Annotated in this window: 21 protein-coding genes; 7 read left to right on the top strand and 14 right to left on the bottom strand. The window is 34.9% G+C overall.

Features of this window, described 5'->3' with window-relative positions; all coding sequences use genetic code 11:
* Nucleotides 1–5 precede the first annotated feature (5 nt).
* From I6I93_RS04625 to I6I93_RS04640, 4 genes are read right to left on the bottom strand one after another with little or no spacing between them, the layout of a single operon-like run.
* Nucleotides 6–1,631 (bottom strand): amidohydrolase, encoded by a 1,626-nt coding sequence (locus I6I93_RS04625; RefSeq protein WP_112889613.1) that lies wholly within the window; start codon nucleotides 1,629–1,631, stop codon nucleotides 6–8.
* A 1-nt stretch (nucleotide 1,632) separates the two neighbouring features.
* Nucleotides 1,633–3,030, bottom strand: a complete 1,398-nt coding sequence (locus I6I93_RS04630; RefSeq protein ID WP_112889614.1) for an APC family permease — start codon at nucleotides 3,028–3,030, stop codon at nucleotides 1,633–1,635.
* Between the two features lie 32 nt (nucleotides 3,031–3,062).
* Nucleotides 3,063–4,418, bottom strand: a complete 1,356-nt coding sequence (locus I6I93_RS04635; RefSeq protein ID WP_112889615.1) for a PFL family protein — start codon at nucleotides 4,416–4,418, stop codon at nucleotides 3,063–3,065.
* A gap of 9 nt (nucleotides 4,419–4,427) precedes the next feature.
* Nucleotides 4,428–4,697 (bottom strand): ACT domain-containing protein, encoded by a 270-nt coding sequence (locus tag I6I93_RS04640; protein ID WP_070700085.1) that lies wholly within the window; start codon nucleotides 4,695–4,697, stop codon nucleotides 4,428–4,430.
* A 115-nt stretch (nucleotides 4,698–4,812) separates the two neighbouring features.
* Between I6I93_RS04640 and I6I93_RS04645 the strand changes: the two genes are divergently transcribed.
* Nucleotides 4,813–5,892 (top strand): hypothetical protein, encoded by a 1,080-nt coding sequence (locus I6I93_RS04645; RefSeq protein WP_112889616.1) that lies wholly within the window; start codon nucleotides 4,813–4,815, stop codon nucleotides 5,890–5,892.
* A gap of 713 nt (nucleotides 5,893–6,605) precedes the next feature.
* Here the strand turns inward: I6I93_RS04645 and I6I93_RS04650 are convergent.
* The 3 genes from I6I93_RS04650 to I6I93_RS04660 all read right to left on the bottom strand — a co-directional run bounded on the left by I6I93_RS04650 (nucleotide 6,606) and on the right by I6I93_RS04660 (nucleotide 13,000).
* Nucleotides 6,606–10,505 carry an S-layer homology domain-containing protein gene (locus I6I93_RS04650; protein ID WP_112889617.1) on the bottom strand — a complete coding sequence of 1,300 codons (3,900 nt, stop codon included), beginning with the start codon at nucleotides 10,503–10,505 and terminating at the stop codon, nucleotides 6,606–6,608.
* 92 nt (nucleotides 10,506–10,597) lie between these two features.
* Complete coding sequence (locus I6I93_RS04655) at nucleotides 10,598–11,737, bottom strand: YibE/F family protein (RefSeq protein ID WP_112889618.1); 1,140 nt, start codon at nucleotides 11,735–11,737, stop codon at nucleotides 10,598–10,600.
* 528 nt (nucleotides 11,738–12,265) lie between these two features.
* Nucleotides 12,266–13,000, bottom strand: coding sequence for a gamma-glutamyl-gamma-aminobutyrate hydrolase family protein (locus tag I6I93_RS04660; RefSeq protein ID WP_112889619.1), 735 nt, complete (start codon nucleotides 12,998–13,000; stop codon nucleotides 12,266–12,268).
* 130 nt (nucleotides 13,001–13,130) lie between these two features.
* On the opposite strand from I6I93_RS04660, the gene I6I93_RS04665 reads away from it, so the two are divergent.
* Nucleotides 13,131–14,459, top strand: a complete 1,329-nt coding sequence (locus I6I93_RS04665) for an MATE family efflux transporter (RefSeq protein ID WP_112889620.1) — start codon at nucleotides 13,131–13,133, stop codon at nucleotides 14,457–14,459.
* Between the two features lie 79 nt (nucleotides 14,460–14,538).
* On the opposite strand, the gene I6I93_RS04670 is transcribed toward I6I93_RS04665, so the two are convergent.
* Entirely contained in the window at nucleotides 14,539–15,417 is an 879-nt protein-coding gene (locus I6I93_RS04670) for a DegV family protein (RefSeq protein WP_112889621.1), read from the bottom strand.
* Between the two features lie 268 nt (nucleotides 15,418–15,685).
* Between I6I93_RS04670 and I6I93_RS04675 the strand changes: the two genes are divergently transcribed.
* Nucleotides 15,686–16,123, top strand: a complete 438-nt coding sequence (locus I6I93_RS04675) for a nucleoside deaminase (protein WP_172605455.1) — start codon at nucleotides 15,686–15,688, stop codon at nucleotides 16,121–16,123.
* On the opposite strand, the gene I6I93_RS04680 is transcribed toward I6I93_RS04675, so the two are convergent.
* Nucleotides 16,097–16,648, bottom strand: coding sequence for a phosphatase PAP2 family protein (locus tag I6I93_RS04680; RefSeq protein WP_112889623.1), 552 nt, complete (start codon nucleotides 16,646–16,648; stop codon nucleotides 16,097–16,099). The genes I6I93_RS04675 and I6I93_RS04680 overlap by 27 nt on opposite strands.
* Nucleotides 16,649–16,699: 51 nt before the next feature.
* Nucleotides 16,700–16,939, bottom strand: a complete 240-nt coding sequence (locus tag I6I93_RS04685; RefSeq protein WP_070701395.1) for a CDIF630_02480 family spore surface protein — start codon at nucleotides 16,937–16,939, stop codon at nucleotides 16,700–16,702.
* A 167-nt stretch (nucleotides 16,940–17,106) separates the two neighbouring features.
* Here I6I93_RS04685 and I6I93_RS04690 point away from each other — a divergent pair, with 167 nt between their 5' ends.
* The gene (locus tag I6I93_RS04690; RefSeq protein WP_112889624.1) at nucleotides 17,107–18,843 is read left to right on the top strand and encodes an ABC transporter ATP-binding protein; all 1,737 of its coding nucleotides are present in this window, start codon (nucleotides 17,107–17,109) and stop codon (nucleotides 18,841–18,843) included.
* Nucleotides 18,830–20,674 carry an ABC transporter ATP-binding protein gene (locus I6I93_RS04695; protein ID WP_112889625.1) on the top strand — a complete coding sequence of 615 codons (1,845 nt, stop codon included), beginning with the start codon at nucleotides 18,830–18,832 and terminating at the stop codon, nucleotides 20,672–20,674. The genes I6I93_RS04690 and I6I93_RS04695 overlap by 14 nt, the downstream gene beginning before the upstream one ends.
* A gap of 50 nt (nucleotides 20,675–20,724) precedes the next feature.
* Here the strand turns inward: I6I93_RS04695 and I6I93_RS04700 are convergent, their stop codons facing one another.
* From I6I93_RS04700 to I6I93_RS04710, 3 genes are read right to left on the bottom strand one after another with little or no spacing between them, the layout of a single operon-like run.
* Nucleotides 20,725–21,378 (bottom strand): ABC-2 transporter permease, encoded by a 654-nt coding sequence (locus I6I93_RS04700; RefSeq protein ID WP_112889626.1) that lies wholly within the window; start codon nucleotides 21,376–21,378, stop codon nucleotides 20,725–20,727.
* The gene (locus I6I93_RS04705; protein ID WP_112889627.1) at nucleotides 21,375–22,217 is read right to left on the bottom strand and encodes an ABC transporter ATP-binding protein; all 843 of its coding nucleotides are present in this window, start codon (nucleotides 22,215–22,217) and stop codon (nucleotides 21,375–21,377) included. Before I6I93_RS04705 ends, I6I93_RS04700 begins: the two co-directional genes overlap by 4 nt.
* Nucleotides 22,207–22,596, bottom strand: a complete 390-nt coding sequence (locus I6I93_RS04710; protein WP_112889628.1) for a GntR family transcriptional regulator — start codon at nucleotides 22,594–22,596, stop codon at nucleotides 22,207–22,209. Before I6I93_RS04710 ends, I6I93_RS04705 begins: the two co-directional genes overlap by 11 nt.
* Nucleotides 22,597–22,704: 108 nt before the next feature.
* Between I6I93_RS04710 and I6I93_RS04715 the strand changes: the two genes are divergently transcribed.
* Entirely contained in the window at nucleotides 22,705–23,121 is a 417-nt protein-coding gene (locus I6I93_RS04715; RefSeq protein ID WP_112889629.1) for a hypothetical protein, read from the top strand.
* Between the two features lie 20 nt (nucleotides 23,122–23,141).
* Complete coding sequence (locus tag I6I93_RS04720; RefSeq protein WP_172605456.1) at nucleotides 23,142–24,542, top strand: phospholipase D-like domain-containing protein; 1,401 nt, start codon at nucleotides 23,142–23,144, stop codon at nucleotides 24,540–24,542.
* A gap of 46 nt (nucleotides 24,543–24,588) precedes the next feature.
* On the opposite strand, the gene I6I93_RS04725 is transcribed toward I6I93_RS04720, so the two are convergent.
* On the bottom strand, nucleotides 24,589–25,050 hold the full coding sequence (locus I6I93_RS04725; RefSeq protein ID WP_112889631.1) for a hypothetical protein: 462 nt from the start codon (nucleotides 25,048–25,050) through the stop codon (nucleotides 24,589–24,591).
* Nucleotides 25,051–25,053: the final 3 nt, after the last annotated feature.

Here is a 25,053-nt window from a genome sequence, read left to right on the forward strand (position 1 = left end):
TTTCCTCATCTTTTGTAAACTACATTTCCACCAACAATTGTCATCCTTGGCTTAATGTCTTTTATTTCCATTGGGTCAATTGTAAAGATGTCCTCGTCTAAGACTACAAAGTCAGCCAAGAAATCTTTTTTGATCCTTCCCTTGATGTCTTCTTGGAATTCTACATAGGCAGATTCCACTGTGTAGGCATCAATGGCCTCGTAGATGTCCACACATTCCTTAGGATAAAATCCTCCTTCAGGATTTCCCTTCTTGTCCTTACGAGTTACAGCCATGTAAATATTTGGGAAAGGATTTAGATTTTCTACTGGTGCATCAGTTCCATAGGCTACGTGGGCTCCAAGGTCCTTTAGGCTCTTGAAGGCATAGGATGTGGAGGCAAGTTCTTTGCCACACCTGTCTTCCACAACTTGCATGTCGTAGTCCAAGAAGATTGGCTGTGCCATTACGCAGATGTCATCTCTTGCTATCCTTTCAACTAATTCTCTGTCAGTGATTTGGCAGTGAACAAGAGTGTGACGGAGTTTATTTTCTCCATCAACAAAAGCATCTTCATAACACTTTATCGTGTCTTCAATGGCCTTGTCCCCAATAACGTGAGTTATAACTTGAAGATTATTCTCTAATGCAAGATTTACATACTTTCTCATCTCTTCGTCCTTGATCCAAGGTAGTCCGTGGTTGTCTTTGTCGTCATTGTAGCCATCACGCATTAGGGCAGTCCTTGCACCAAGTGAACCGTCCTTAAAGAGTTTTAAAGGTCCAAGCTTTAAGTAATTTGTATCATATTCCTTGTCCTTCTTAGAGTATTCTCCGTCAGTCAAATAATTTTCAAATTCTCCAAAGTCGTTAAAGCAAACTTGGTGTCTGTATCTAATTTTTTTATTTTCTTTATAAATGTTCTTTAAGAGGTCAAAGGCCACAGGTCCATTCATAAAAGTTGTTCCTACATCATTGGATTGAACTGATGTAAGTCCACAAGATACTGCGTAGTCCATAGTTTCTATTAGCATTTCACGTCTTTCTTCAAGGGTGAAGTCAGGTATTACGTCCTTGGCAAAGTTGCAGGCATTGGCTGTGTAAACTCCAGATGGGTAGCCATCATCGCCAATCAAAAATTCGCCGTCAGGATATTGTGGGCTGTCCTTTGTAAGCCCAAGAATTTCTATAACCTTTGTGTTTGATGAAACTATGTGACCGCAAACTCTCTCAAGAACTATGGGGATTTCTGTAGAAATTTTATCTAAGTCAAATCGATTTGGTATCCTCTTGTCTCCCTTGAAGAAGTCTTGGTTCCAACCAATAGCGTGGATTCCCTTTTCGCATCTCTTGGGATTTTTTTCCATGAAGATCTTGCATCTATCAATCATTTCTTGAATGGATTCAACTCCTTCGATGTCAACTTGGTTCATGCTTTCGCCAAATTGCATAAAGTGAAGGTGGGAATCGTTAAGACCAGGTATAACTGTTCTTCCTTCAAGGTCAACTTTCTCTACATCTTCTTGATCATATTTTTTTACAAGGTCTTCTGTTTTTCCAACTTCTTTTATAAATTCCCCTTCAAGGTAGATTGCCTCTTGAAATTCATCTCTATTGACATAAACTTTTCCATTGTAAAATAATTTTTTCATCTTATCCCTCGTTTTTTTCTCTTTTTATTTTTGCATCAAAAATCATATAAGTGATTGCACCAAGGATTGGCACTATTAGTCCAGTAAGTCCTGTGATTGGGTCTTCTATTGCACCTTGGACAACAAGTCCTGCAAAGATTAGGGCTGTAATTATAACAGACACTGGGTAGAACCAAACCTTGTAAGGTCTTTCAATCTTAGGATATTTCTTTCTTAATATTGGCACACATAAAATTGTAAGAACTGAGAAAATCATTCCTGTTATTACAGCCATGTTTGTAAGTTGGTCAAGGTTTGATGAAAGTACAAGTAGGCAAGCGAATACGCATTGTACAATCATTGGTGCTGTTGGAACCCTGTACTTTGGATGAAGTTTGGCAAAGGACTTGAAGAAGTGACCTTCAACTGCCATGGCATAGTACATCCTTGGTTGGGCAAGTATAAGTCCATTAAGAGTACCAAACATTGCAAGGATCATACCCACACTTACTATAATAAGCCCTGCATTTCCAAATACCCTCTTGGCAACTTCTGTTCCAAGGTATAGGTCTCCACCATCTATCATTGCAACAATTTCTTCATGAGGGATAACCTTCATAATAGCAAAGTTAAATAAAGTGTAAAGAACTGTAATTCCACCAATAGCAATTATAAGGGCTAGGGGCAGGTTCTTGTGAGGATCCTTAATTTCTTCTGCAACTGTGTTTAAGTTAGTCCATCCTTCGTAGGCCCAAAGAGTTGCAACAACTGCTATGGCAATCATGCCAAAGATATTTGTGTCACTTGTCCTTGAGTGTTCAAGGGCTGTTGTAAGGCTCAAGTCTGGACTAACCTTACCTACAAAGAGGGCTGCGATCATTACAATACCAATAGGAACAAGTTTTGCCACCATGGATAGGTTTTGTAATATTGATGAAGCCTTAACTCCAAACATATTGTAGATAGTTAAGACAATTATCAAAGTTATGGCTGCCATCTTAATTCCAAAATCAGAAATTTCAAAGAAACTTTTGAAAACTGACATAAGGGCAATGGCAACTGCGGCAACGGAACCTGGTCCACCAACTATCCAATCAGTAAAACCAGATATAAATCCAACTATTGGGTGGTAGGCTTCGTTTAGGTAGACAATTCTTCCACCAGCCTTTGGCATGGCAGTACCAAGTTCTGCATAGCAGAGGCCACCAAATAAGGTAATAAGTCCACCAATAATCCAACAAATAAGAGCAAGGCCAGAGTTCATATTAGTCCTTTGTAGAACATAGGAACCTAGGTAAAAGATACCTGACCCTATCATAATCCCGCCAATAATACTTACTCCACCAAAGACTCCAATTTCTCTATTAAACTGAGTGTTCTCTGTGGTTAATTTTTCAATGTCCTTTGAATTGTTATTCATAGCACACCTCTTTCTTTATTTTTATTTTAATTTTAATTTTTAAAGCTGTGAACTGGTGCTGGTATATAGCCACCACGGTTTGCAAACCTATCAGCATTTCCTGGATGAACTGGTACAATAGGAGCAGATCCTAGTAGGCCACCGAAAACTGCTTCGTCGCCAATACCCTTTCCAATTACAGGAACAAGTCTAGCAGCAGTAGTTTTTTGATTTATAATTCCAATCATAGCTTCGTCAGCAATAATTGCAGCAATAGTTGTTGCCTTTGTGTCTCCTGGAATTGCAATCATGTCGAGACCAACGGAGCATACGCAAGTCATGGCTTCAAGCTTATCAAGACCAATGTGACCATTTCTTGCAGCTTCAATCATTCCCTCGTCTTCACTCACTGGTATGAAGGCACCAGATAGACCACCAACGTGGTCAGATGCCATGATGCCACCCTTTTTAACTGCGTCATTTAACATGGCAAGGGCTGCAGTAGTTCCATGACCACCGGCAAATTCAACTCCAATTTCTTCTAGGATTCTTGCAACAGAATCTCCAATTGCTGGAGTTGGAGCAAGGGATAGGTCAATTGTTCCAAAAGGAACTCCAATTTTTTTGGCAACTTCAGTGCCAATTAATTCTCCAAGTCTTGTTATCTTAAAGGCAGTCTTCTTAATAGTTTCTGAAACTACGTGGAAGCTTTCTCCCCTAACTTTTTCTAGGGCGTACTTGACAACTCCTGGGCCAGAAACTCCAACATGAAGGACTACGTCGCCCATTCCAACACCGTGGAAGGCACCTGCCATAAAGGGATTGTCCTCAACTGCGTTGGCAAATACAACAAGCTTTGCACATCCAATGGAGTCTGCCTCTTTAGTTAATTCTGCAGTTTCTACAATTTTTTCTCCCATTAGCTTAACTGCGTCCATGTTGAGACCATTTTTTGTTGTACCAACATTTACAGAAGAGCAAACTTTTTCTGTTTCAGCAAGAGCTCCTGGGATGGAATTTATTAAAATTTCATCAGCAGGAGTCATTTTTCCATGAACAAGGGCAGAATAACCACCAATGAAGTCTACACCAATTTCCTTTGCAGCAGCATCAAGAGTCCTAGCAAATTCTATGTAGTCCTTCTCATCAGTGGCACCAGCGATTAGGGCAATTGGAGTAACTGAAACCCTCTTGTTTACAATTTCTACCCCGTACTTGTGTCCAATTTCGTCGGCATATTCAACTAGGTGCTTGCCATATTTTGTGATCTTGTCGTAAATCTTCTTGCGGGCAACATCTCCGTCCTTGTCTATACAATCTAGAAGTGATATTCCAAGAGTAACTGTTCTAATGTCTAGGTTCTCTTGGTCCAGCATTCTTACAGTTTCTAAAATTCTTTGTCTATCCATGTCTGCTCCTTAAATTTGGTGCATCTTGTCGAAGATACCTTGGTGTTGAACTCTTATAGAAAGTCCAAGCTCTTCTCCAAGTTTTTCATAAGCGTCTACAATTTCTTGGAACTCAACGTTCATCTTAGTCAAATCAACAATAACAATCATTGTGAAGTAATCATCTAAAATTGTTTGTGTAATATCAACAATGTTTAGGTCAAATTCCACCATCTTTTTTACTACTTCATATACAATACCAATTTTGTCACTACCTACTACGGTTATAACGGCTCTCATAATTTCCCCCTTAAATAAAATTACAATTATTATACCATAATTTAAGGCTCTAATGCTCTATTTTCTGTTGTCATTAATTAAACTTTATTATAATATTAAATTAAAGGAGGACGACATGAAAAAATTTAAAATTATTATTCTTGCTTTGATAGGAATTTTGTTTTTATCCTCTTGTGGAGGAAATAAAAATTCTAATGGAGATAAGAATTCTGAAGAAAAAAATAAAGTCGAAGAAAGTGGAAAAACTGAGACAAGTAATAGCAATATAAAACTTTTTATTGCTAGGGAAAATGCTGGTGAGTCTGGTGAAAAATTTCCTAAATCAGAAATTATTGGCAGCTTAAGTGACAGTGACTACAAAAAAATTTTTAAGGACACAAGTTTATCTGATAAGACAATAGATAAGATCGAGGATAACTTGGGCGATGTAATAGTTTCTTCCGAATCCAGAGAAGTTAAGCTAGCAAGAGAGAGTCAAGATAATATTTTTCACAACGAAGAGTTTACAGACGACCAATCTAAAATTCTTGAGTCAAAAGAAAATTTAAGGAACAAGGCCCTAGGACTTCTAATTTCAAATCAAGTTCAAAATATTGAAACTATGAAGAACCCTGGTGACTACCAAATTTATTGCACTCAATTAGTTAAAGACTTCTTTGAAGATGGCAAGTTAATTTTTCTTGCATCTGTAAATAATGCAAATTATTCCTATAATAATGGAATTTTTAATGAAGTATCTGGCTATACTATTCCCATGGAAATCCAATATGTTTTAGATAATGATAAAAATTTTGTCTTCGATGAAAAGATTGAAGCTATGGATGGGGCAGGCTATGGACCTTCAATTAAAAAAATGGCTAGGAATGACGATGAAATCGCTGGCAAATTAATGTTTGCTAATGAGAGAAAAGAAAATTATGATTTCATAATGGAAGAACTATTTTATCTGGCTCAGGAAAAAGGACTAAAGGACTTCAGTCACAAGCTAGAAGAAGTTCCTGGCTACGAAGAAGATGTGGTCTACATTGATAAGGGACCAAGCCATATCCCAGGCACAATAGAAATAGCCAAGAAAAAAGACTATGAAGAAGCAAAGGAGAAAATGGGAAAAGAAAACTGGCCTCATTGCGACGGAATCCTCTACCACGAAAAAACAGGAATTGCAGTAAAGTGGACAGTTGATTATTTCGAATGATTCAATCAATTTATCATTAAAGTTTATTTATTTTAAAGTCTTAATTACATTTAAAGCTTATTTGAGTTCACCTAAGTTCATTTTATTTCAAACTATCAATTAACAAATGAGTTTAGGTAGAAGAAAATAAAAATAAAAGACAGCCGTAAAAAATCCAATTGTTTGAGCGAAGCGAGTGACATGATCTAACACATTTTGCGAAGCAAATGATGTTAGTCAGTTCGCAAATTGAAGCTTGCGACAATTTGTGTTTCTTTATTCTTTAGGCTGTCTTATTTTTATTTTGTAATCTAGGCCCCTGCCAGGCCGTTGGGATAGGGGGGAGGTTTTAAGAGAGGGTAAGGATCGTTCCGAGGACCCCTGCGTGCCCGAATGGGTATTACTCCCCCTCCTAATATATAATTTATAGTTTTTAATTAAAAAGTGGATGCCACCTATAAATTTAGGCAAATATCCACTTACAAAAATTTAATTTATGTGTTTTTTTAATGAAAAAATAAAAAACTTTTTCTTAATTTTTTTTCTAAAAAATTTATAAACTTACTTACAAGCATCAATAAATTTTACTCTAAAATTTTTCATGAGAACCTTCTTTTGCCTTAAAAATAAAACTTAATTTAATGATTTTCAATGAATTTTTATTGTTTTTTAATAAAGAATTGGATAAAAATAAACCTCAGCTCTTACACTGAGATTTACTTTAACTTGTGATTTTATTTAATCATGTTTACAATCATTTGAGCGACTTCTGCCCTAGTTAAATTATCTTTAGGTCCAAAAGTTCCATCATCACGTCCAACTAATAGACCCTTTTCTGTTGCTTCTTTTACATCTTTTGATGCCCAGTCAGAAATCTTATTTTGATCCTTAAATTTAGGAGCTTCTAGATTCTTTACTTTTATATCAAATTTTTCAGCAAATAAATTTAGTATTCTCGCAATTTCTTCACGAGTTATCTCTCTATCTCCTCCAAAAGTATTATCTTCATAGCCTGCTATAATACCATTTTCGATTGCCCAATTTACATAAGCAGATTCTTCTGAATTTGCATCAACATCTTTCAAAGACTTGCCTTTATATTCTTCCACATCAATTTTTTTGAATTTTCCCAATGCCTTTACTACAGTATATCTTGTAGCATTTTTATTTGGTTTAAATTCATTTCCTATTAAGTCAATTAAATTATTTTCAAGTGCGTAATTTATTGAATCTTTAGCCCAATGTCCATCAATATCAGTAGCTTTTCCAGAATTTTTTGCTAAATTTTTATTTGCAATTTCCTTTCCCTTTTTTAATGCATCTTCTTTTGTGAATATACTTGATTTTGATACATAAACAGGATGAGTTTCTGTTCGATCATGATGTCTAGGGAAGAGTCTTATTGGTTCTTCTCTTGTGTCATCTTTTTCTGGTTGAGTAGGAGTTGGTTTAGTTGGTTCAACTGAATTATCTTCTTCTGGTTCAGTTTTTTCTACTTTTTCAAATATAGCATTTATTGTTAAATCTTGGTCTAATTCGCCTACAAACTCTTTGTCCCAACCTTTAAATTTATATCCTTCAAGTCCTTCTACTTCTGGTGCCATTTTCTCTAATTTTGTTGCATCAAAATTCATTGGAAGAACTCTTGTATTTAGAATTACACCATCTTCATTTGGTAAGAATTTTCCTTTATTTTCATCAACTTTAAAAGTAACTCTAACTTCTGATGGCTTTACTGGTGTTGGATCTTCTTTTACAATTTTAAAACTATCTACAATAGATTTGTCGCTAGTTCTATAAGTTGTAACTTCAATTGAATTATCTGTAACTTTTACATTTGAAATATTTGGAACTTTTTCTTGGTTCTTTACTGCTGAATATTCAAACTTTTTATCTTGCATTATGTCATAAAATTTAGAACCTGATGCAGAGTTTGTTGTAACATATATAATTCCCTTTGGATTTACATATTCATTCGGTGCTTTTCCTTCTTCTCCATTTTCCCATTCAATTATTGGTTTTGTTCCATCCATTACATGAGTTCTTGTATAAACGTGGTCGTGTCCATTTAATACAAGATCAATTTTATTTTCTTTTAATATTGGAACAAGTGTTGATCTCATATCTGTAATATACTTATCTAATGCATGACGTGCTACTGTGTATGGAGGATGGTGAAATGTTACTACTCTCCATTTTACATTTGGATTTTCTGCAATTGCTTTTTCAATTGTAACTTTGTGTTCTCCATAATCTTTGTTATTTGAATTTAAACAGATAAATAATGTGTTGTTGTAAACATAATAGTAATTACTTCCTGCATTTGATTTTCCTTCATTTTGTACATTTGAAACTTTGAAGTGTTCTTCGTGAGCATTTCCTCTATCATCATGATTTCCTATTATTGGTGCAAGAGTTAATCCATTGAAACCTTCTCTATTAATATATGCATCATATTCTTCTTCGTCCTTTCCAGCCTGTACTTGATCTCCAAGTGAAAGTAAGAATGATGCACTAGAATCTAATTCTGGTAAAAGATTTAGTGTTTTATCCCATCCTTCTTTACCATTTAAAGGTCCACCTGATCCTATTTGAGGGTCTCCTGCTGCGAAGAAACTAAAATCTCCTGTTCCACCAGTTTTAAAAGTTTTAACTTCAGAAACTGCATCTCCATTAGAGAATCTATACATATATTCAGTGTCTGGTTCTAATCCATCTAAAGTTACTTGATTACTTGAATATCCTGAAAGATTTGTTTTTTCGATAACTGTTGCATCAAGAACTTTTGCATCTTTAAAATCTTTTTCTGCATTTAGTTTTGCAAACTCAAATTTTCCTTTTTCTTTTGTATTGGCATACCATGTGAAGTTTCTTTCTGTGCCATCTTTTCCTATAGTCAATATGGCATTTGTTTGAATACTTCCTGCTTCTGGTTCAGTTTTTTCTACTTTTTCAAATATAGCATTAATTATTAAATCTTGGTCTAATTCGCCTACAAACTCTTTGTCCCAACCTTTAAATTCATATCCATCAAGTCCTTCTACTTCTGGTGCCATTTTTTCTAATTTTGTTGCATCAAAATTCATTGGAAGAACTCTTGTATTTAGAATTACGCCATCTTCATTTGGTACGAATTTCCCTTTGTTTTCATCAACTTTAAAAGTAACTCTAACTTCTGATGGCTTTACTGGTGTTGGATCTCCTTTTATAATTTTAAAGCTATCTACAACTGAACTATCATTAGTTCTATAAGTTGTTACTTCAATAGAATTATCTGTGATTTTTAGGTTTGAAATATTTGGAACATATTCTTGATTTTTAAATGCTGAAAATTCAAAGTTTTGATTCTTCATTATATCGTAATGTTTGGAGCCTGATGCCGAGTTTGTTGTTACATATATAATTCCCTTTGGATTTACATATTCATTTGGTGCTTTCCCTTCTTCTCCATTTTCCCATTCAATTATTGGTTTTGTTCCATCCATTACATGAGTTCTTGTATAAACGTGGTCGTGTCCATTTAGTACAAGGTCAATTTTATTTTCTTTTAATATTGGAACAAGTGTTGATCTCATATTACTAATATATCCATCTAATGCATGAGAGGCTACTGTATATGGAGGGTGGTGGAATGCCACTACTTTCCATTTTACATTTGGATTTTCTGCGATTGCTTTTTTTATTGTCGATTTATGCTCAGCATAATTTCTATTATTTGAGTTTAAGCAAATAAATAAAGTATTATTATAAACATAGTAGTAATTGCTTCCTGCTGTTGTTTTACCTTCTTCTTGAACATTTGAAAGTTTAAAATGTTCTGTGTAAGCATGATTTCCTGAATCATGGTTTCCTATTATTGGTGCAAGAGTTAATCCATTGAATCCATCTCTATTAATGTAAGCATCATATTGTCTTTCATTGTCTGAAATATTTACTTGATCTCCAAGTGAGAGTAAGAATGATGCACTAGGATCTAATTCTGGTAAAAGCTTTAGTGTTTTGTCCCAACCTTTTTCATCTTCGTCTTCAAAACCAGCCCCTATTTGAGGGTCTCCTGCTGCAAAGAAACTAAAATCTCCTGTTCCACCAGTTTTAAAAGTTTTAACTTCAGAAACTGTATCTCCATTAGAGAATCTATACATATATTCAGTGTCTGGTTCTAATCCATCTAAAGTTACTTGATTACTTGAGAAACCGTCCTTATTTGTTTCTTTAACTGTTGCATCAAGAACTGTTGCATCTTTAAAATCTTTTTCTGCATTTAGTTTTGCAAACTCAAACTTTCCTTTTTCTTTTGTATTGGCATACCATGTGAAGTTTCTTTCTGTGCCATCTTTTCCTATAGTCAATATATCATTTGTCAATTTAACTTCTTCATCTGTAGAAGATGTTCCATTGTCCATATCTGGTGTCACTTCATCTGATGCATTATTAACTTCTTTAGGTGTCACTTCATTTGATGCATCATTAACTTCTTCTTTTGGTGTTCCTTCATTTGATTGAGCATCATCTTCTGCTGCTTCTACTACATTTGTACTAAATCTAATTTCATTACCTTCAAATCCCAATCCTAATGGTGAAAATACTGAAACTAACATTAGTATAGCTAAAAATAAACTGAATCTCCTTTTCATTATATACCTCCTCTTCAGTTAGAATTATTATTTCACAATATTGTAAAGTCAAAGAATATAATCTGTAATGTTTTTTTAAAGATTTTGTAAATTTATCTTCTTTTTAATTTAATTTTTTCTTTTTTATAGATTACTCCTGATAGATAAGCACTAACTGGAACCATTATAATTACTACTGCTGTACCTATGAGCGAATTGACAAGTTCAACAGCAAAAAAATCTGAACTAACTAATTGATTAAAATCAACTCCATAGGATATTAAAACTAAAACTGTAGCTATGGAGCTTCCCAAAAATGCAAATACCAAAGTATCGACCATAGTACCTATAATATCCTTTCCTATTATCATCCCAGATTTAAAAAGTTCTATTTTTGTTATTTTAGGATTTTTTACATATATCTCATGAAGTGCAGAAGATATTGAAACGGAAACATCCTTACAAGCTCCATAGGCTGCTATGGCAACACCTGCAAACATAAGAGGATATATTTGTAATCCTGTTTTTGAATTTATAAGTAAGAGTCCTTCTACATCAGCTAAATTATATCCACTTAAGTGTGTGAAATAAGATGAAATATAAAAACATATTGCAGCAGATATAAATCCAACTGACACACTTATTAAGTTTACAAGTCCAATTAATGTGTAACCTTGAAGTATTACAACCGAATAAATACTTCCCAAGACACAGGTTAATATTGTAACCCATACTGGCGAATGTCCCAAATATATTAGAGGGATCATAAAACAAAACATTAAATATAAACTTATAAAAAGTGATGCCGCAGATTTTATCCCCTTTGACTTTCCAATTGCATATAACATTATTAAAAATAAAATTAACATAATAGCTATTGAGGCAGATCTGTCGTAATTATATATTGTATAATATGGCTCAATCCCCTTTGGTTCGTCCACATAAACTATTACCTTAGAACCTTCCTTTAAGTACACAGAATGTTCCGAAAATAAATTATTTTCTATAGTTATTGGTTTATCAAACCTTTTATTTTTCATTTCAACCAAAACTTTTTGGGATCCAGTCTTTAAATTTGGATAACTCTCAACTGTATCTTCATCTAAAACTTTTATAACCTTACCCTTCTCATAAGAAACTGCGTTTTGAACGATAACTGTATCTCCAAAGTCTACATCTTTCCAAAAAATAAAAATTAAAATTAAAATTAAAACTAACGTCCCGTTACAAATATATTTTATTTTTTTACTCATCTTTTCACTCCTTCTGCAAAATTATTGCATTCAAAAGTAAATTTTATATATATTTAATGTAAAATAAAATTTATTATCCCATTACTTTTATAAAAAGGCTCTATGTCAAATATTGGTGAGACTCTTTAATTCGAGTCTCTCTTTTCATTTGATAAGTTATAAAATTAAATGTGACACAAATAAAAAATAAAAACTCATACTAACTTCGTGTAAAATGTTAATAACTACAAAAACACACACGGAGGTTACTATGAGCTATAAACGTCTTACACTAAACAAAAGAAATAAGATAGAGGTATTAAATAAATAAAAAACCTCCTGTTATTTTTGTGTTCTGGTAAACCACAATTTATTTCAACATGGAGGTATTTTTTTATTAGTTTTTCATCGCTAAAGCTAAATTGAACCCCTGGTCTAACCAGGGATATTCTAATTACAAAAAGACGAGGATTTTTATGTTTCCTCGTCTTTTTTCTATTATAGGGGTCTTTTGCAACAACCCCTTAATTTTCTCAAAAATTTATAAACTTACTTGCAAGCGTCAATAAATTTTTCAAAAATCATATTCATTTCCTTGTCGTCGTACATCATTTCTGGGTGCCATTGAACTGCAAGGGCAAATTTTTTGTCATCTAAGTAAACTGCTTCTACTAGTCCTTCTTCTGATAGAGCAGCTTTCTTTAATCCCTTTCCCAATTCATTTATTCCTTGGTGGTGGTAGGAGTTTGTCCAGATTTCTTCTCTTTTAAAGATGTCAAAAAGTGGAGTGTCTTCTAGGACCTTTAGCTCGTGTGATGGTTCGTTTCTTAAAGAGTTACTCATAGAGTGAGCTGGGAAACCTGCTGATGGCAAATCTTGGTGGATAGATCCTCCAAGTGTTACGTTTAAGATTTGAAGTCCCCTACATATCCCCAAGAAAGGGATGTCCTTTTCAAGGGCGTATTCTGTCATGAAGATTTCTTCGTGGTCTCTTAAGTTGTCGAACTTACCAGCCTTGCCAGAGTTTCTCTCGTTGTAAGTCCTTGGGTTTACGTCGTGACCGCCTGATAAGAGAAGTCCGTCAATCTTGTCTAGAACTGTCCTCATGTCTTCAATAGTTTTGATGTTTGGAATTAAAATTGGAATTCCACCATTTCTTTCAACTGCCCTAATATAATCTGCTGCTATTAGTTGCCAGTCTTGGCCTTCTACTCCAATTTGTCCAACGTCATTTTGAGAAATATCCCTAAGTGAGTTAACAGAAATTCCTATAATTGGTTTCATAATCTTCCTCCCTTTTTTTATTAAACTCATTATAACAAAGACTTATAAAAATTGTAATAGAATATGTTATTGACTAGCTTATTGCCTAAAAAAATTAATTAATATATAATTACTAGATTAGAGGTGTTTTATGAGTTTAAATAAACAATTTTTTAAGTTTGTAATCCCATCTATTATTGCAATGTGGGTTTTTTCTATATACACAATTGTTGACGGCTTCTTCGTTGCAAACTTTGCCGGCGAGCTAGAGCTATCGGCTGTAACAATAGTTGTGCCTTATGTGAACTTCTTGTTTGCAATTGCAATTATAACTGGTGTCGGATCACAAACAATTATAGGAATAGAACTAGGTAAGGGAAACAAGGATGAGGCCAACAAGGTCTTTACCTTTATAATTTTATTTATCCTGGCCTTTTCTGTATTGCTTGCCCTTATTGCAATAATTTTTATGGATCAAATAATAGGATTTTTGGGAGCAGACTCAACTCTATTCCACCTATCTCACGACTATCTGTCTGTAATTGTCTTCTTCTCGCCCTTCTACATCATTGCCTATGCCTTTGAGGTCTTGGTAAAGGTAGACGGCTTTCCTAGGACTGCAATTATTGGTGCAGTTTCTGCTTGTGTAACTAATATAATCTTAGACTACATCTTAATCCACAAGTTTCAAATGGGAGTAAGAGGAGCTGCCCTTGCAACGGGCATTGCACAATTTTTGTCTTGCCTCATATTTTTTATTCACTTTAGGGCCGCCAAGGGTTACCTTCGCTTTGTAAAAATTAAGATGAGTGCTAAAGAAGTCTTTCATTATTTAAAAAAGACTGTTGTCTATGGTTTTGGAGAGTTTATCTCTGAACTAAACACTGCAACCTTTGTCTTTATCTTTAACTTATTTATAATAAAGTATCTTTCACCAGAATATCTTTCTGCCTACGCAGTTATAAATTACATGTCACTCTTTGCCAACTCCACCTTCCAAGGAGTTTGCCACGGGACTCTGCCCCTACTTTCCTACTACCATGGTTCCAAGGAAAGAGACAAGTCCATAAAGATTATAAGGATGAGTTTTGTCTTTGTCTTTATAATTTCTGTGATTATGTATGCCATCGCCTACTTTGGTGCAGAAACTCAGTTCAATATGTTCTTGGAGAACAAAAGTATGATTTCATCTTCCATTAGGCCAATGAGGATTTACGCCCTTATGTTTTTATTTGCAGGTCACAATTTATTTATTGCATCCCTCTCATCTGCCATTGGAGACCCAAAGTATTCCATCATAATAAATATTTTAAGAGGATCAGTTTCACTTTTCCTTTCAATTTATCTAATGGTTCACTTATTTGGAGTGAGATACCTCTTCTTCGGAGCAGTTGTATCAGAACTAATAGTATTTGCTATTGCCCTTTATTCACTAAGAAAGATGCTAAATAAGTCTGCCCTAAGAATTAAAAAAGCATGAGATTATAAAAATTTAAGACATTAAAAAAGGAAGTCGCGTGACTTCCTAATTTTTTGTGTATTTTTAATTTTAAAATCAATCAACCTAAATACTTTTTAAATTCCTCTGGTATGTTTTCTGATAGATAGGCTAGGCCGAAAATATCTGGCCCCACGTGGGCTGCAATAGTATGTCCCACCTCTAAGGATAGGAACTTGTCATAGCCCCTCTCTTCTAATTTTTTTATAAGTGGGTCAATAACTTTTATATCGTCAGCATAAACTGGGAAGACCCTATCTGACCCATCTGATGATGTCTTTTCGTCCATCATCTCCATCATCTTCTTGTAGGACTTGTTCTTGCCACGAACTATTTCTGACAAATATATTCTTCCTTCTTCATCAACTTCTAATATGGGAAGTATATTTAGGACGTTTGAAATTTTTGCCTTGGTCCTAGAGACTCTTCCACCTTCATAGAGATATTTAAGGTCATAAACTGTGAAGATGTGCTTAGTTTTCTCCACCAAAAATTTTAGAAGGTCTAGTACTTCATCGTAAGTAGCACCATTTTTTGCAGCCAGTCCTGCAAAGTAAGTAATTTGTCCAAAGCCAACTGATGCTGCAAGTGAGTCCACTATCTCAACTCTTATGCTATACTTTTCTTCAATTTCTTTTTTTGCCATCCAGGCATTTTGATAGGTCCCACTTAAGCCTGAGGATAGGGTTAGGCAAATAATATCTGTGCCTTCTTCTGCAAACTCTTCAAACTTCTTTAGGTACTCGTAGAAAGTTATCTGGCTTGTCTTAAAAAAGAATCCTTCTCTCATTTTTTTATAGATTTCCTTATTGGACATATCTTCAGATAGGTCTTGACCCTCTTCATCTACACAATTTATTTTAAAAATTTCTAAGTCTAAATTGTCCAATGTCTTTTTATCTAAATCACATGAGGAGTCGGATATTATCTTAAAAGTCATTTGTTCCTCCCTGCTGTAAGTCCAGCCTGTATATTTCAATTAAAAGTAATTTGCTGTATAAATAATCGATTTATCTTTTAAAACTTTATTTTCAAAACTTATTCTAGTCACTTATGTTTATTAGATTATAGTTTATATATTAATGACTACTTCTTATCATATTATAACACAGTGTTTATTATTCATATATTCTTTTATTTGAATAATCATGGGACTTTCTTCTTTATTTTTTTCATTTTGATATAATATTTTTATGGAAATTAAGTTTATGAAAGAGGCAATCCGCTATGGTCGCAGGTCTCTCTTATCAGATGACGTGCCCATTGGATGTGTCGTCGTAAAAAATAATAAAATAATTGGATATGGTTACAATAAAAAAGAAGATTTACAAAACCCCACAGCCCACGCAGAGATCATGGCAATATCCATGGCCTCAAGACATTTAAATTCTTACCACTTAGAAGGCTGTGACATCTATGTTACCCTTGAGCCCTGCCTAATGTGTGTGGGAGCAATTTTAAATGCACGAATCAAAAATTTATATTTTGGTGCCCGCAACAAGAGGTTTGGTGCTGTAATTTCCCACCAAAAAATAGAAAAACTCATAACTAATCACAGGATTAATTATGAGTATGGTATCTTGGAAAGAGAATGTGCAAGCCAAATCTCTAACTTCTTCTCAGATCTTAGGAAGAGGTCCAAATAAGAAGGGAAGATTTACCTGCATAAAGTCCAATATAAATTTGTCGTAGTAGTTTTTTGTGAGAAGGGCTATGATTATTCCAATGATTGCCCCAATGATTACGTCGCTGGGATAATGGACGAAGTGATAGATCCTTGAGAAGGCAATTAGGGCTGCTATCACAAGGAAGAAAATCCCCATCCCCCTAAAGTAAAAGTAAATTGTCAGGGCTGCGACAAAGGAAGATGAAGCATGGCCTGATGGAAAGGAAAAGTCTGTGGGATCCTTTATAAGGAGCTCCACCTTATTTATCCAAGACGGTCTCTTTCTCTTTAGGATATTTTTCAATAAGAGGTTGCAGACTATCCCGTTAAAGATAAGGGCAAGTATTACATTTATGCTCTCAACCCTAAAGCCTAAGTAGAAGAGGATATAAACTGTAAAAAGCCAAATTGCTCCTCCAGTCCCCAGGTGAGTGATGGCAATCATGTACCTATTTAAGACGTCGTTCCTTATTCCAAGGAGCCAGTTTAAAAATTTGCTATCCATAAAAACTCCTATATTTTTTACAAAAAAAGGCCTATCACTAGGCCCTAAAAATTACATTCTATTTTCGTTGTCAACCCATTCTTTAGCTTCTTCAACTTCTTCGTCTGTTGGAATTTCGATTCCTGTTTCAGGATCTTGTCCTTCAGTCTTTGCATAGATATCAGAATCTGGTCTATCTTCTGAGTTAATTTCCTTTTGTTGGTCCATGTTTGCTTTCATTTCTTTCTTCTTTGCATCAGAAAGAGTTGTTGAGTTTTCTATTAAATCTTTTTCTTTTTTATTGTCTGTCATATTATCCCTCCATATATTTGTTAGTTATATATTATTACAAATATCTTATAATTACAAATAGTTTGAGTAAATCTTGAGTATAATCTATTAAAGTTTTTAAATTAGATTTAATAAATCTTATTTGGGTAATTGTTTTATGTTAAATATATATATTTAGGAAGTGTTATATGTTAAAAGTAATTTTCGATAACCTAGGCGAGTATAAAAAGTACGCTGTGCTCTCGCCTTTTTTTGTTTTGCTAGAGGTCTTGATGAACGCATCAATCCCCTTCTTCATGACAAAAATAATAGACCAGGGGATCTTGATTAACTCCTCTCAAAATATAATTAAGTACGGAATAATTTTATTTATTGCAGCAGGCATTTCCCTTGCCACTGGATTGATCTCGGGCTATCTTGCCACTAAGGCATCAAGTGGTCTTGCAAAAAATATGAGGGCCTCAATGTTTAAAAACATTACAGACTTTTCCTTTGAGAATATGGACAAGTTTAAGTCTGGTTCCCTTATCACTCGTATGACAACTGATGTCCAATCAGTGCAAATGGCCTTTCAAATGACTATAAGGATGGCAATCCGTTCGCCCCTTACCCTAATCTTTTGCTTTATCATGTCCTTTAGGCTTTCAAGGGACCTTGCTCCGACTTTTGTTATTATCATCCCCCTAATAGGGATTGGGATGGGACTTATAATAAAAGGAGCCTATCCAATTTTTGAAAAAGTTTTTAAGATTACAGACAAGCTCAACACAGATGTGTCAGAAAACCTATCTGCTATTCGTGTGGTTAAGTCCTTTGTAAAAGAAGAAAAGGAAATTCAAAAGTTCAATGAAGTTTCTGATGACCTACAAAATAATTACATCAAGGCTTCCAAGCTCCTAGCTTTTTCCAATCCTTTAATGAACTTTTCCACCTATCTCATGACAATATTAATTGCCTGGTTGGGAAGTCACTTTATTGTGGCTGGCAAGATGACAACTGGAGCCTTGACAGGTCTTGTGACTTACGCAATTCAAATTCAAATTTCCCTTCTTATGCTGTCAATGATTCTAGTTCAAATTACAATTGCGAGAAACTCTATAAGACGTATCAACGAAGTTATTGCAACTAAACCTTCTATTGTCAGCCCAGAAGACTCTGTTAAGGAAGTAAAAAACGGAGAAATTGTCTTTGATGACGTCTTCTTTTCTTATTCTGGAGACCTAGAAAAGTCAGTCCTTAAAAATATTAATCTAAAGATAAATCCTGGCGACTATGTGGGTATGATTGGACCAACAGGTTCTGGTAAGTCTACACTCATTAGTCTTATTGCAAGGCTCTTTGACCCAACAAAGGGGACTGTCTATGTTGGGAGAAAAGATGTGCGTGACTATGACTTAGAGTCTCTTCGTGACCAAGTTTCTGTAGTCCTACAAAAAAATCAACTTTTCACTGGGACTCTGCGTGAAAATTTAAAATGGGCTGGAGATGACCTAAGTGACGAAGAGTTAAAAGAAGCCCTCTACATTGCTTCCTGTGACGACTTCATCGATCCTGAAAAGGACCTAGACATGAAGGTTCAAAGAGGAGGAACAAACTTCTCTGGTGGTCAAAGGCAGAGAATTTCTATTGCAAGGTCAATATTAAAGAATCCAAAGATTTTAATTATGGACGACTCAACTTCTGCTCTTGACAACAAGACTGAAGAAAAAATAATTTCCTCTTTAAATAAGTTGAGACCAGACATGACAAAGATTTTGATTTCACAAAAGATCAAGTCCCTAAAGAACACTGACTACACCCTAGTCCTTGACCTTGGAGAAATTGAATCTATAGGAAGACATGAAGAACTTATAGAAACGAGTCCAATCTATAGGGAAATTAATGAAACTCAAGAAAGTGACGGTGATTTTGATGCAGAAGAATAAGACAAAAATTACATCTCCTGAAAATAAGGAAGCGGCAAAAAAATTATTCTCCTTTATCTTTAAAAGGCATAAGTTTAAACTCCTAGGAGTTGCCCTCATGGTAATAATTTCATCCTTTGCCACAATTTCTGTGTCACTTTTCATGAGATTTTTAATTGATGACTACATCATCCCCTTGGTAAATAGTTCAAACCCAGATTTCTCTAATCTCTTGTCCATGTTAATTAAGATGGGAATATTCTTGGGGATTGGGGTTATTTGCTCCTTCACCTATTCAAGACTTATGGTTTCAATATCTGAAACAACTCTTGGCGAAATGAGAAAGACTATGTTTAAGAAGATGCAGTCCCTACCTGTCTCCTACTTTGATGGGAATAGTCACGGAGACATTATGTCCTACTACACAAATGATGTCAGGGCTCTTGGGGAAATGATAGCCCAGTCCTTCCCATCCTTTGTGTCCTCTGCCATGACAATTATCATGGTCTTAATCGCCATGTTTTCACAGTCCTTCTTCCTGTCACTTATAATAATTTTGACAGTGGGACTTATGATTTTTACCATGAATGTGATTGGTGGCAAGTCTTCTCACTTCTTCTTGAACCAACAAAAATCTCTTGCCAAGACTAACGGCTACATCGAAGAGATGATTGACGGCCTAAGAGTTGTAAAGGTCTTTAACCATGAAGAAAATGCAAGAGAAGACTTTAGGATAATCAACGAAGAGCTAATGGAAAACACCATGATAGCCAATAGGCTGGGACTCTTCCTCTTCCCAATAATTTTTGGAATTGGAAACTTTCAGTACATTCTCTTTGCCCTAATCGGTGGCCTAATGGCAGTTCACGGTGGCTTTGGCATCACTGTTGGAGTGGTGGCTTCCTTCCTACAACTTTCAAGGACATTAACAGGTCCCATGGGACAAATTGGTGGTAACATCAACTCTGTGGTCCTTGCCATAGCAGGTGCCAGAAGAATTTTTGACTTCCTTGAAGTTGAGCCAGAAGACTACTCTGGCGAAGTTGAAAAAGTTGTAAAAGTTCTTGATGGAGAAGAAAAATATTATTGGCACGACCTTAAGACTGACGAGTATAGAGAGCTTTTGGGGGACATTCGCTTTAAAAATGTTGACTTCTCCTACGATGGAAAGAAGAAAATTCTAAAAAATATAAATCTTTATGCAAAACCTGGCCAAAAGGTTGCCTTTGTTGGGGCAACAGGTGCCGGCAAGACAACTATTACCAACCTTATAAACAGGTTTTATGAAATCGACAGTGGAGAAATCACCTTTGACGGCATAGACATTAGGAGGATTAGGAAGGACCACCTTCGTTCATCACTTGGCATGGTTCTCCAAGACACCCACCTCTTTACAGGTACAATTGCAGAAAATATAAATTACTCTGTGGAAGATGTTGACATGGAAAAAACTATTGCAGTTGCAAAGAGGACTAACGCCCACGACTTTATCAAGAACCTAAAGGATGGTTATGACACCATGATAAGTGGTTCAGGTGGCGAACTATCTGAAGGTCAAATGCAGCTCCTATCTATTGCAAGAGCAGAAATCTACAACCCACCAGTTATGATCCTAGATGAAGCAACATCATCAATTGACTCTCGTACAGAAAAAATTGTCCAAGAGGGCATGGACCAAATCATGAAGGGCAGAACAACCTTTGTCATCGCCCACAGGCTCTCAACAATTATGAACTCAGACGTTATTATCGTCTTGGAAAATGGCGAGATAGTAGAAAGAGGCGACCACGCCGACCTACTTGAACAAAAGGGAATCTATTACAAACTCTATACAGGTGGCTTCGACGAATAAAATTTTATAAAAGAAATAAGGTGCTGGATATTTCCAACACCTTATTTCTTTTAGAAATCTCTTTTCTTATAAAATTTTTGTGAGACTTTTATAGACATGAATACTATTAGCAAAACAAGTAATAGTGAAATTAGTAAAGTCATAAAAATATTGTTTTCCATAAATAGAAATAGGTCATTTAAAGAATCTTTGAGAGCCATAACAAGAAAAGAAAGTAGACCAATTAAGACAAAAGTTAAAGCCGAAATGGACTTAGCCTTCTTGTATCCAAACTTAAAATAAAGTGGATACTTAAGGGAAATAAAAACTAAATAGACTAGGAGATAAGCTAAAGTTGTCGCCAAAAACTCTCTGATGTCAGCGGTCTCAACAAAGAAAGAAAAAATTATGGAGAAAACTATGCTTATTAAAAGGGCAAAGATAAATAAAACCAAGGCAAAAACATATCTGCCTAGAACAACTTTTTCAGATTTTATGCCAAAGATCCTATAAAGACTGTCGCTCCCTGCTTCTTCTCCTATTAAAAAGGGATAGGAAGAATAAACTATAGAAAATATGAGGATTGCTGAGTTTGCAGTCAAGGGATTACTTGTTACAAAGAAGTAGACCAAGTACAAGAAAATCATTATTATTAAATTTTTGAGGGTAAAATAGGGCTTTATGGAAATATAGTCTAAGTTTACAATCTTCTTTATATCTTTCATTTCATCCTCCCATATAAAACTAAAATTTTATTTATATCTGGCTCTTCGACAAATAAGTCCTCTGGAATTTTTTCTCTCTCTACATTTTTTACAAGGGCATCAAAGGAAGTTGAGTTTGCTTTTATGCCAAGGACATCAAAATCTTTTAAAAGGTCCCTGTCCTCTGATCCACCCTTTAGGACCAAATATTTTTCCAAGAATTCTTCCTTACTAGATGAATCAATTATTTTTCCATCATCAATAAAAATAATATAGTCGGCAATCCTGTCTAGGTCTTCAGTTATGTGGGTGGAAAAAAGCACTGTATTATTTTCATCTTCCACAAAGTCTTTTAAAATATCTGTGAGTTCATCTCGCATACTTGGGTCAAGTCCACTTGTTGGCTCATCTAAAATCAAGAGATTTGCCTCGTGAGAAAGGGCAATAGAAAGCATAAGTTTTATCTTCATTCCACGAGATAATTCCCTAACTTTTTTATCTTTTTCTATTCCAAATTTTTTGACATATTCAAAAAACTCTTCTTCCTTCCAATTTTCATAACCACACTTCATGGCTTCATTTACAAGAGAAATCTTCCAATCCTTTGACAAGAAGGAGTCGTCCATAATTATCCCCACATCTTGAAGATAATTTAAATTCCTTGCATCTTCTCCCTCCACAAATACTTCTCCATCATAATTTATTAGAGACAAGAGAGACTTTATAGTTGTTGTCTTTCCCATTCCGTTTTTTCCAATAAATCCAGTGATAAATCCCTTTTTTATTTCAAAGGAATCTTCTCCCAAGACAAAATTGTCATAGGTCTTTTTCAAATTTTTAACTTCAATTTTATTCGTCATAGTCCAAGCCCTCCTTGTATAAAAATTCAAATAATTCCAAAATTGTTTCCTTATCTAAATCTAAATCGGCAGATAATTTTATGGCTTCTTGCAAGTGATTTTCCAATTCTTTTTGTAATTCTTCTCTTTTGACCTCTGAGTCCTTGCCTGCCACAAAAGTCCCAAGTCCCTGCCTAGACTCGACAAAGCCTTCTTCTTCTAATTCGTCGTAGGCCTTCTTCACTGTCAAGATGCTGACCTTTAGATCCTTAGAAAGAGTCCTTACAGAAGGAAGCTGTTCTCCTTCTTTAACCTTGTTTTTTAAGATATTTTCTTTTATGGCATTCTTTATCTGTTCATAAAGAGGAACTGAGGATCCATTTATTAAAATAATTTTCATTTTGCCTCCTTGTTACATAACACTATATAACAGTCTATAACAGTTTGTCAATTATTTTAATTTTTTATAAATATTTTTGATATAATAGGGGAAAAGGAGGGCTTATTGATGGCTAAGAAGAACTTAAGAAATAAAAAGAATGTGACTTTTATAATTTTTGCAAGCTTAATAATATTTTCCACTTGCTTTTATCATTTAAAGCTAAGAAAGCCTGACGCCTATGTGACCATGGACCCTCTCACAATTCAGTTTCACTTCACTGGCTACGATGGGTCTGGCAAGGCTGAGATAGAAATCCTTGAATATCCAAAAATTGTCAGTTTAAAAAATGAGAATGACAGAGAAGAGATAGAAAAAATCCTTCACAACCCAAGCATTGAGTGGAGCAAAAATGAAAACTTGAGAAATGGAGAAGAAATTTCTTTTTATATTAGATATAAAAATACAGGAAAATATTATATTAAATTTGATAGAGAATATGGAAAGCTTGGGACAAGGGTCCAAGACCTGATCCCCACAAACTAATTTAATTTTTGGAGAAGATTTTGAAAAAGAAAAAGAAAATTATGATAATTATTTTACTACTTATTATTATTCCAATTATATACAGCTTGAATACAAAAAATCCCCCTGGCACCAACCTTTCATCTGACTTTAGGGATGCTGATTGCGAGTTTTTGTATGACTTGACCTATCTAAAGGATGGAAAGAGACTTCACGAGAAGAGGATTTTTAAACGCGAGATGGACCTTATAAAGAATGCCCAGGACTTTCTCATGCTGGACTTCTTCCTCTTTAACGACGAGTACCCAGACTCCATGACCTTCCCAAGTCAAGTAAAGGATATGACGGACCTCTTAATTGCAAAGAAGAAGGAAAATCCTGAAATGCCAATTTTATTTGTCACAGACCCAATAAATAATTTTTACGGGGCCTATGAAGAAGATAATCTGAAGAGGCTTCGTGAAAATGGAATTGAAGTGGTAGTCACTGACTTAAACAAGATGCGTGACTCCAACGCCCTTGTATCTGGAATTTACAGGGCCTATATCCAGTGGTTTGGAACATATGGTGGCGGCTGGATCAAAAACTTTTTTGACAAGGATGCCGACAAGGTAAATATTAGGTCAATTTTAAAACTTGCCAACTTCAAGGGCAACCACAGGAAAGTCTTGATTTCAGAAAAGGAAGCTTTAGTTGCATCGGCAAATCCCCACGACCCATCAGCCCACCACTCCAATGTGGCCATGGTCTTTCGTGGCAAGTCCATGGAAGATTTAATTAAGTCTGAGTCCATATTTTTTGACAAATTACCTGACGTAATAGAAAATTTTAAGGCAGAAGAAGTCACTTCTCCTTACAAGCTAAAGGTCATCACTGAAGGAAAAATTTATGATGAAATTTCAAAAAATATTAAGGAAACAAAAAAGGGCGACGAGATAAATCTCGGAATCTTCTATCTATCAGAATTTAGGATTTTAAGAGAACTTGGCGAAGCTGCAAAGCGTGGAGTTGATGTAAAAATCATTGCAGATTTAAACAAGGATGCCTTTGGACTTGAGAAAAATGGATCACCCAACAGACCTGCCCTTAGTCAGTTAAAGGAAGACTATCCTGACATAAATATTCGCTGGTATCAAACATCTGGAGAGCAGTTCCACACAAAATTTATTTACTTCGACTTCAAGGACAAGAATCCCCTTGCCATCCTTGGATCAGCCAACTATACAAGGAGAAACTTGGATAACTTTAACCTTGAGACAAATCTTGCAGTTGAAATGAAAAAAGATTCACCAATGGCAAGAGATATGAAAGACTACTACACAAGAATTTGGAATAATAAAGATGGCGATTACACCTTACCTATCGAAGACTTTTATGAAAGTAGATTTATTATGAGGATTCTCTGGAAAATCCAAGAAAAAACAGGCCTCTGCACCTGGTAAAAATTTAAACATAAAAAAATCACGGTAAAAATTACCGTGATCTTTTTTATTTATCAACTATATACTTTATTTCTGAAATCAAGTCGTCATCGGATAAGAGTGCAGGGCCTTCTTGGCCGCCAAGCTTTCCATAAAAAGAATAGTGAAATTTATTTGTGTCCCTATCTCTTTCTGAGTTGTACATATATATTGTATCTTCCTCATCTTTATTGTGTAGATTAATTAATAAAGAATTGTAACCTGGGATTGAAGCATAGGAATATCCCTGGTCCACTACTTTGCAATTTTCCAAGAGACTTATTATCTCTCCTAACTTTTCTTCATTGCCTTCAGAAGAAAAAATCTCTCTTGTAGTCATATCTTCTTCATCAGCTATTACTTCCACAGATAAATCTTGAAACTTATAAACTTCTCCAGTGGAAAATTTTATCTCGTGACTTTCATCCTTCTTACAAGCTGTGAGAAAAATTAAGACCAGAAACAAATAACATATTTTTTTAAATTTCATATC

This window comes from Peptoniphilus harei (assembly GCF_016726485.1).
Taxonomy (GTDB): Bacteria; Bacillota; Clostridia; order Tissierellales; family Peptoniphilaceae; genus Peptoniphilus_A; species Peptoniphilus_A harei.

Excerpts from the sequence above, each read along its gene's own strand:
- I6I93_RS04625 (WP_112889613.1), bottom strand. The coding sequence starts at position 1,631 with ATGAAAAAATTATTTTACAATGGAAAAGTTTATGTCAATAGAGATGAA.
- I6I93_RS04630 (WP_112889614.1), bottom strand. The coding sequence starts at position 3,030 with ATGAATAACAATTCAAAGGACATTGAAAAATTAACCACAGAGAACACT.
- I6I93_RS04635 (WP_112889615.1), bottom strand. The coding sequence starts at position 4,418 with ATGGATAGACAAAGAATTTTAGAAACTGTAAGAATGCTGGACCAAGAG.
- I6I93_RS04640 (WP_070700085.1), bottom strand. The coding sequence starts at position 4,697 with ATGAGAGCCGTTATAACCGTAGTAGGTAGTGACAAAATTGGTATTGTA.
- I6I93_RS04645 (WP_112889616.1), top strand. The coding sequence starts at position 4,813 with ATGAAAAAATTTAAAATTATTATTCTTGCTTTGATAGGAATTTTGTTT.
- I6I93_RS04650 (WP_112889617.1), bottom strand. The coding sequence starts at position 10,505 with ATGAAAAGGAGATTCAGTTTATTTTTAGCTATACTAATGTTAGTTTCA.
- I6I93_RS04655 (WP_112889618.1), bottom strand. The coding sequence starts at position 11,737 with ATGAGTAAAAAAATAAAATATATTTGTAACGGGACGTTAGTTTTAATT.
- I6I93_RS04660 (WP_112889619.1), bottom strand. The coding sequence starts at position 13,000 with ATGAAACCAATTATAGGAATTTCTGTTAACTCACTTAGGGATATTTCT.
- I6I93_RS04665 (WP_112889620.1), top strand. The coding sequence starts at position 13,131 with ATGAGTTTAAATAAACAATTTTTTAAGTTTGTAATCCCATCTATTATT.
- I6I93_RS04670 (WP_112889621.1), bottom strand. The coding sequence starts at position 15,417 with ATGACTTTTAAGATAATATCCGACTCCTCATGTGATTTAGATAAAAAG.
- I6I93_RS04675 (WP_172605455.1), top strand. The coding sequence starts at position 15,686 with ATGAAAGAGGCAATCCGCTATGGTCGCAGGTCTCTCTTATCAGATGAC.
- I6I93_RS04680 (WP_112889623.1), bottom strand. The coding sequence starts at position 16,648 with ATGGATAGCAAATTTTTAAACTGGCTCCTTGGAATAAGGAACGACGTC.
- I6I93_RS04685 (WP_070701395.1), bottom strand. The coding sequence starts at position 16,939 with ATGACAGACAATAAAAAAGAAAAAGATTTAATAGAAAACTCAACAACT.
- I6I93_RS04690 (WP_112889624.1), top strand. The coding sequence starts at position 17,107 with ATGTTAAAAGTAATTTTCGATAACCTAGGCGAGTATAAAAAGTACGCT.
- I6I93_RS04695 (WP_112889625.1), top strand. The coding sequence starts at position 18,830 with ATGCAGAAGAATAAGACAAAAATTACATCTCCTGAAAATAAGGAAGCG.
- I6I93_RS04700 (WP_112889626.1), bottom strand. The coding sequence starts at position 21,378 with ATGAAAGATATAAAGAAGATTGTAAACTTAGACTATATTTCCATAAAG.
- I6I93_RS04705 (WP_112889627.1), bottom strand. The coding sequence starts at position 22,217 with ATGACGAATAAAATTGAAGTTAAAAATTTGAAAAAGACCTATGACAAT.
- I6I93_RS04710 (WP_112889628.1), bottom strand. The coding sequence starts at position 22,596 with ATGAAAATTATTTTAATAAATGGATCCTCAGTTCCTCTTTATGAACAG.
- I6I93_RS04715 (WP_112889629.1), top strand. The coding sequence starts at position 22,705 with ATGGCTAAGAAGAACTTAAGAAATAAAAAGAATGTGACTTTTATAATT.
- I6I93_RS04725 (WP_112889631.1), bottom strand. The coding sequence starts at position 25,050 with ATGAAATTTAAAAAAATATGTTATTTGTTTCTGGTCTTAATTTTTCTC.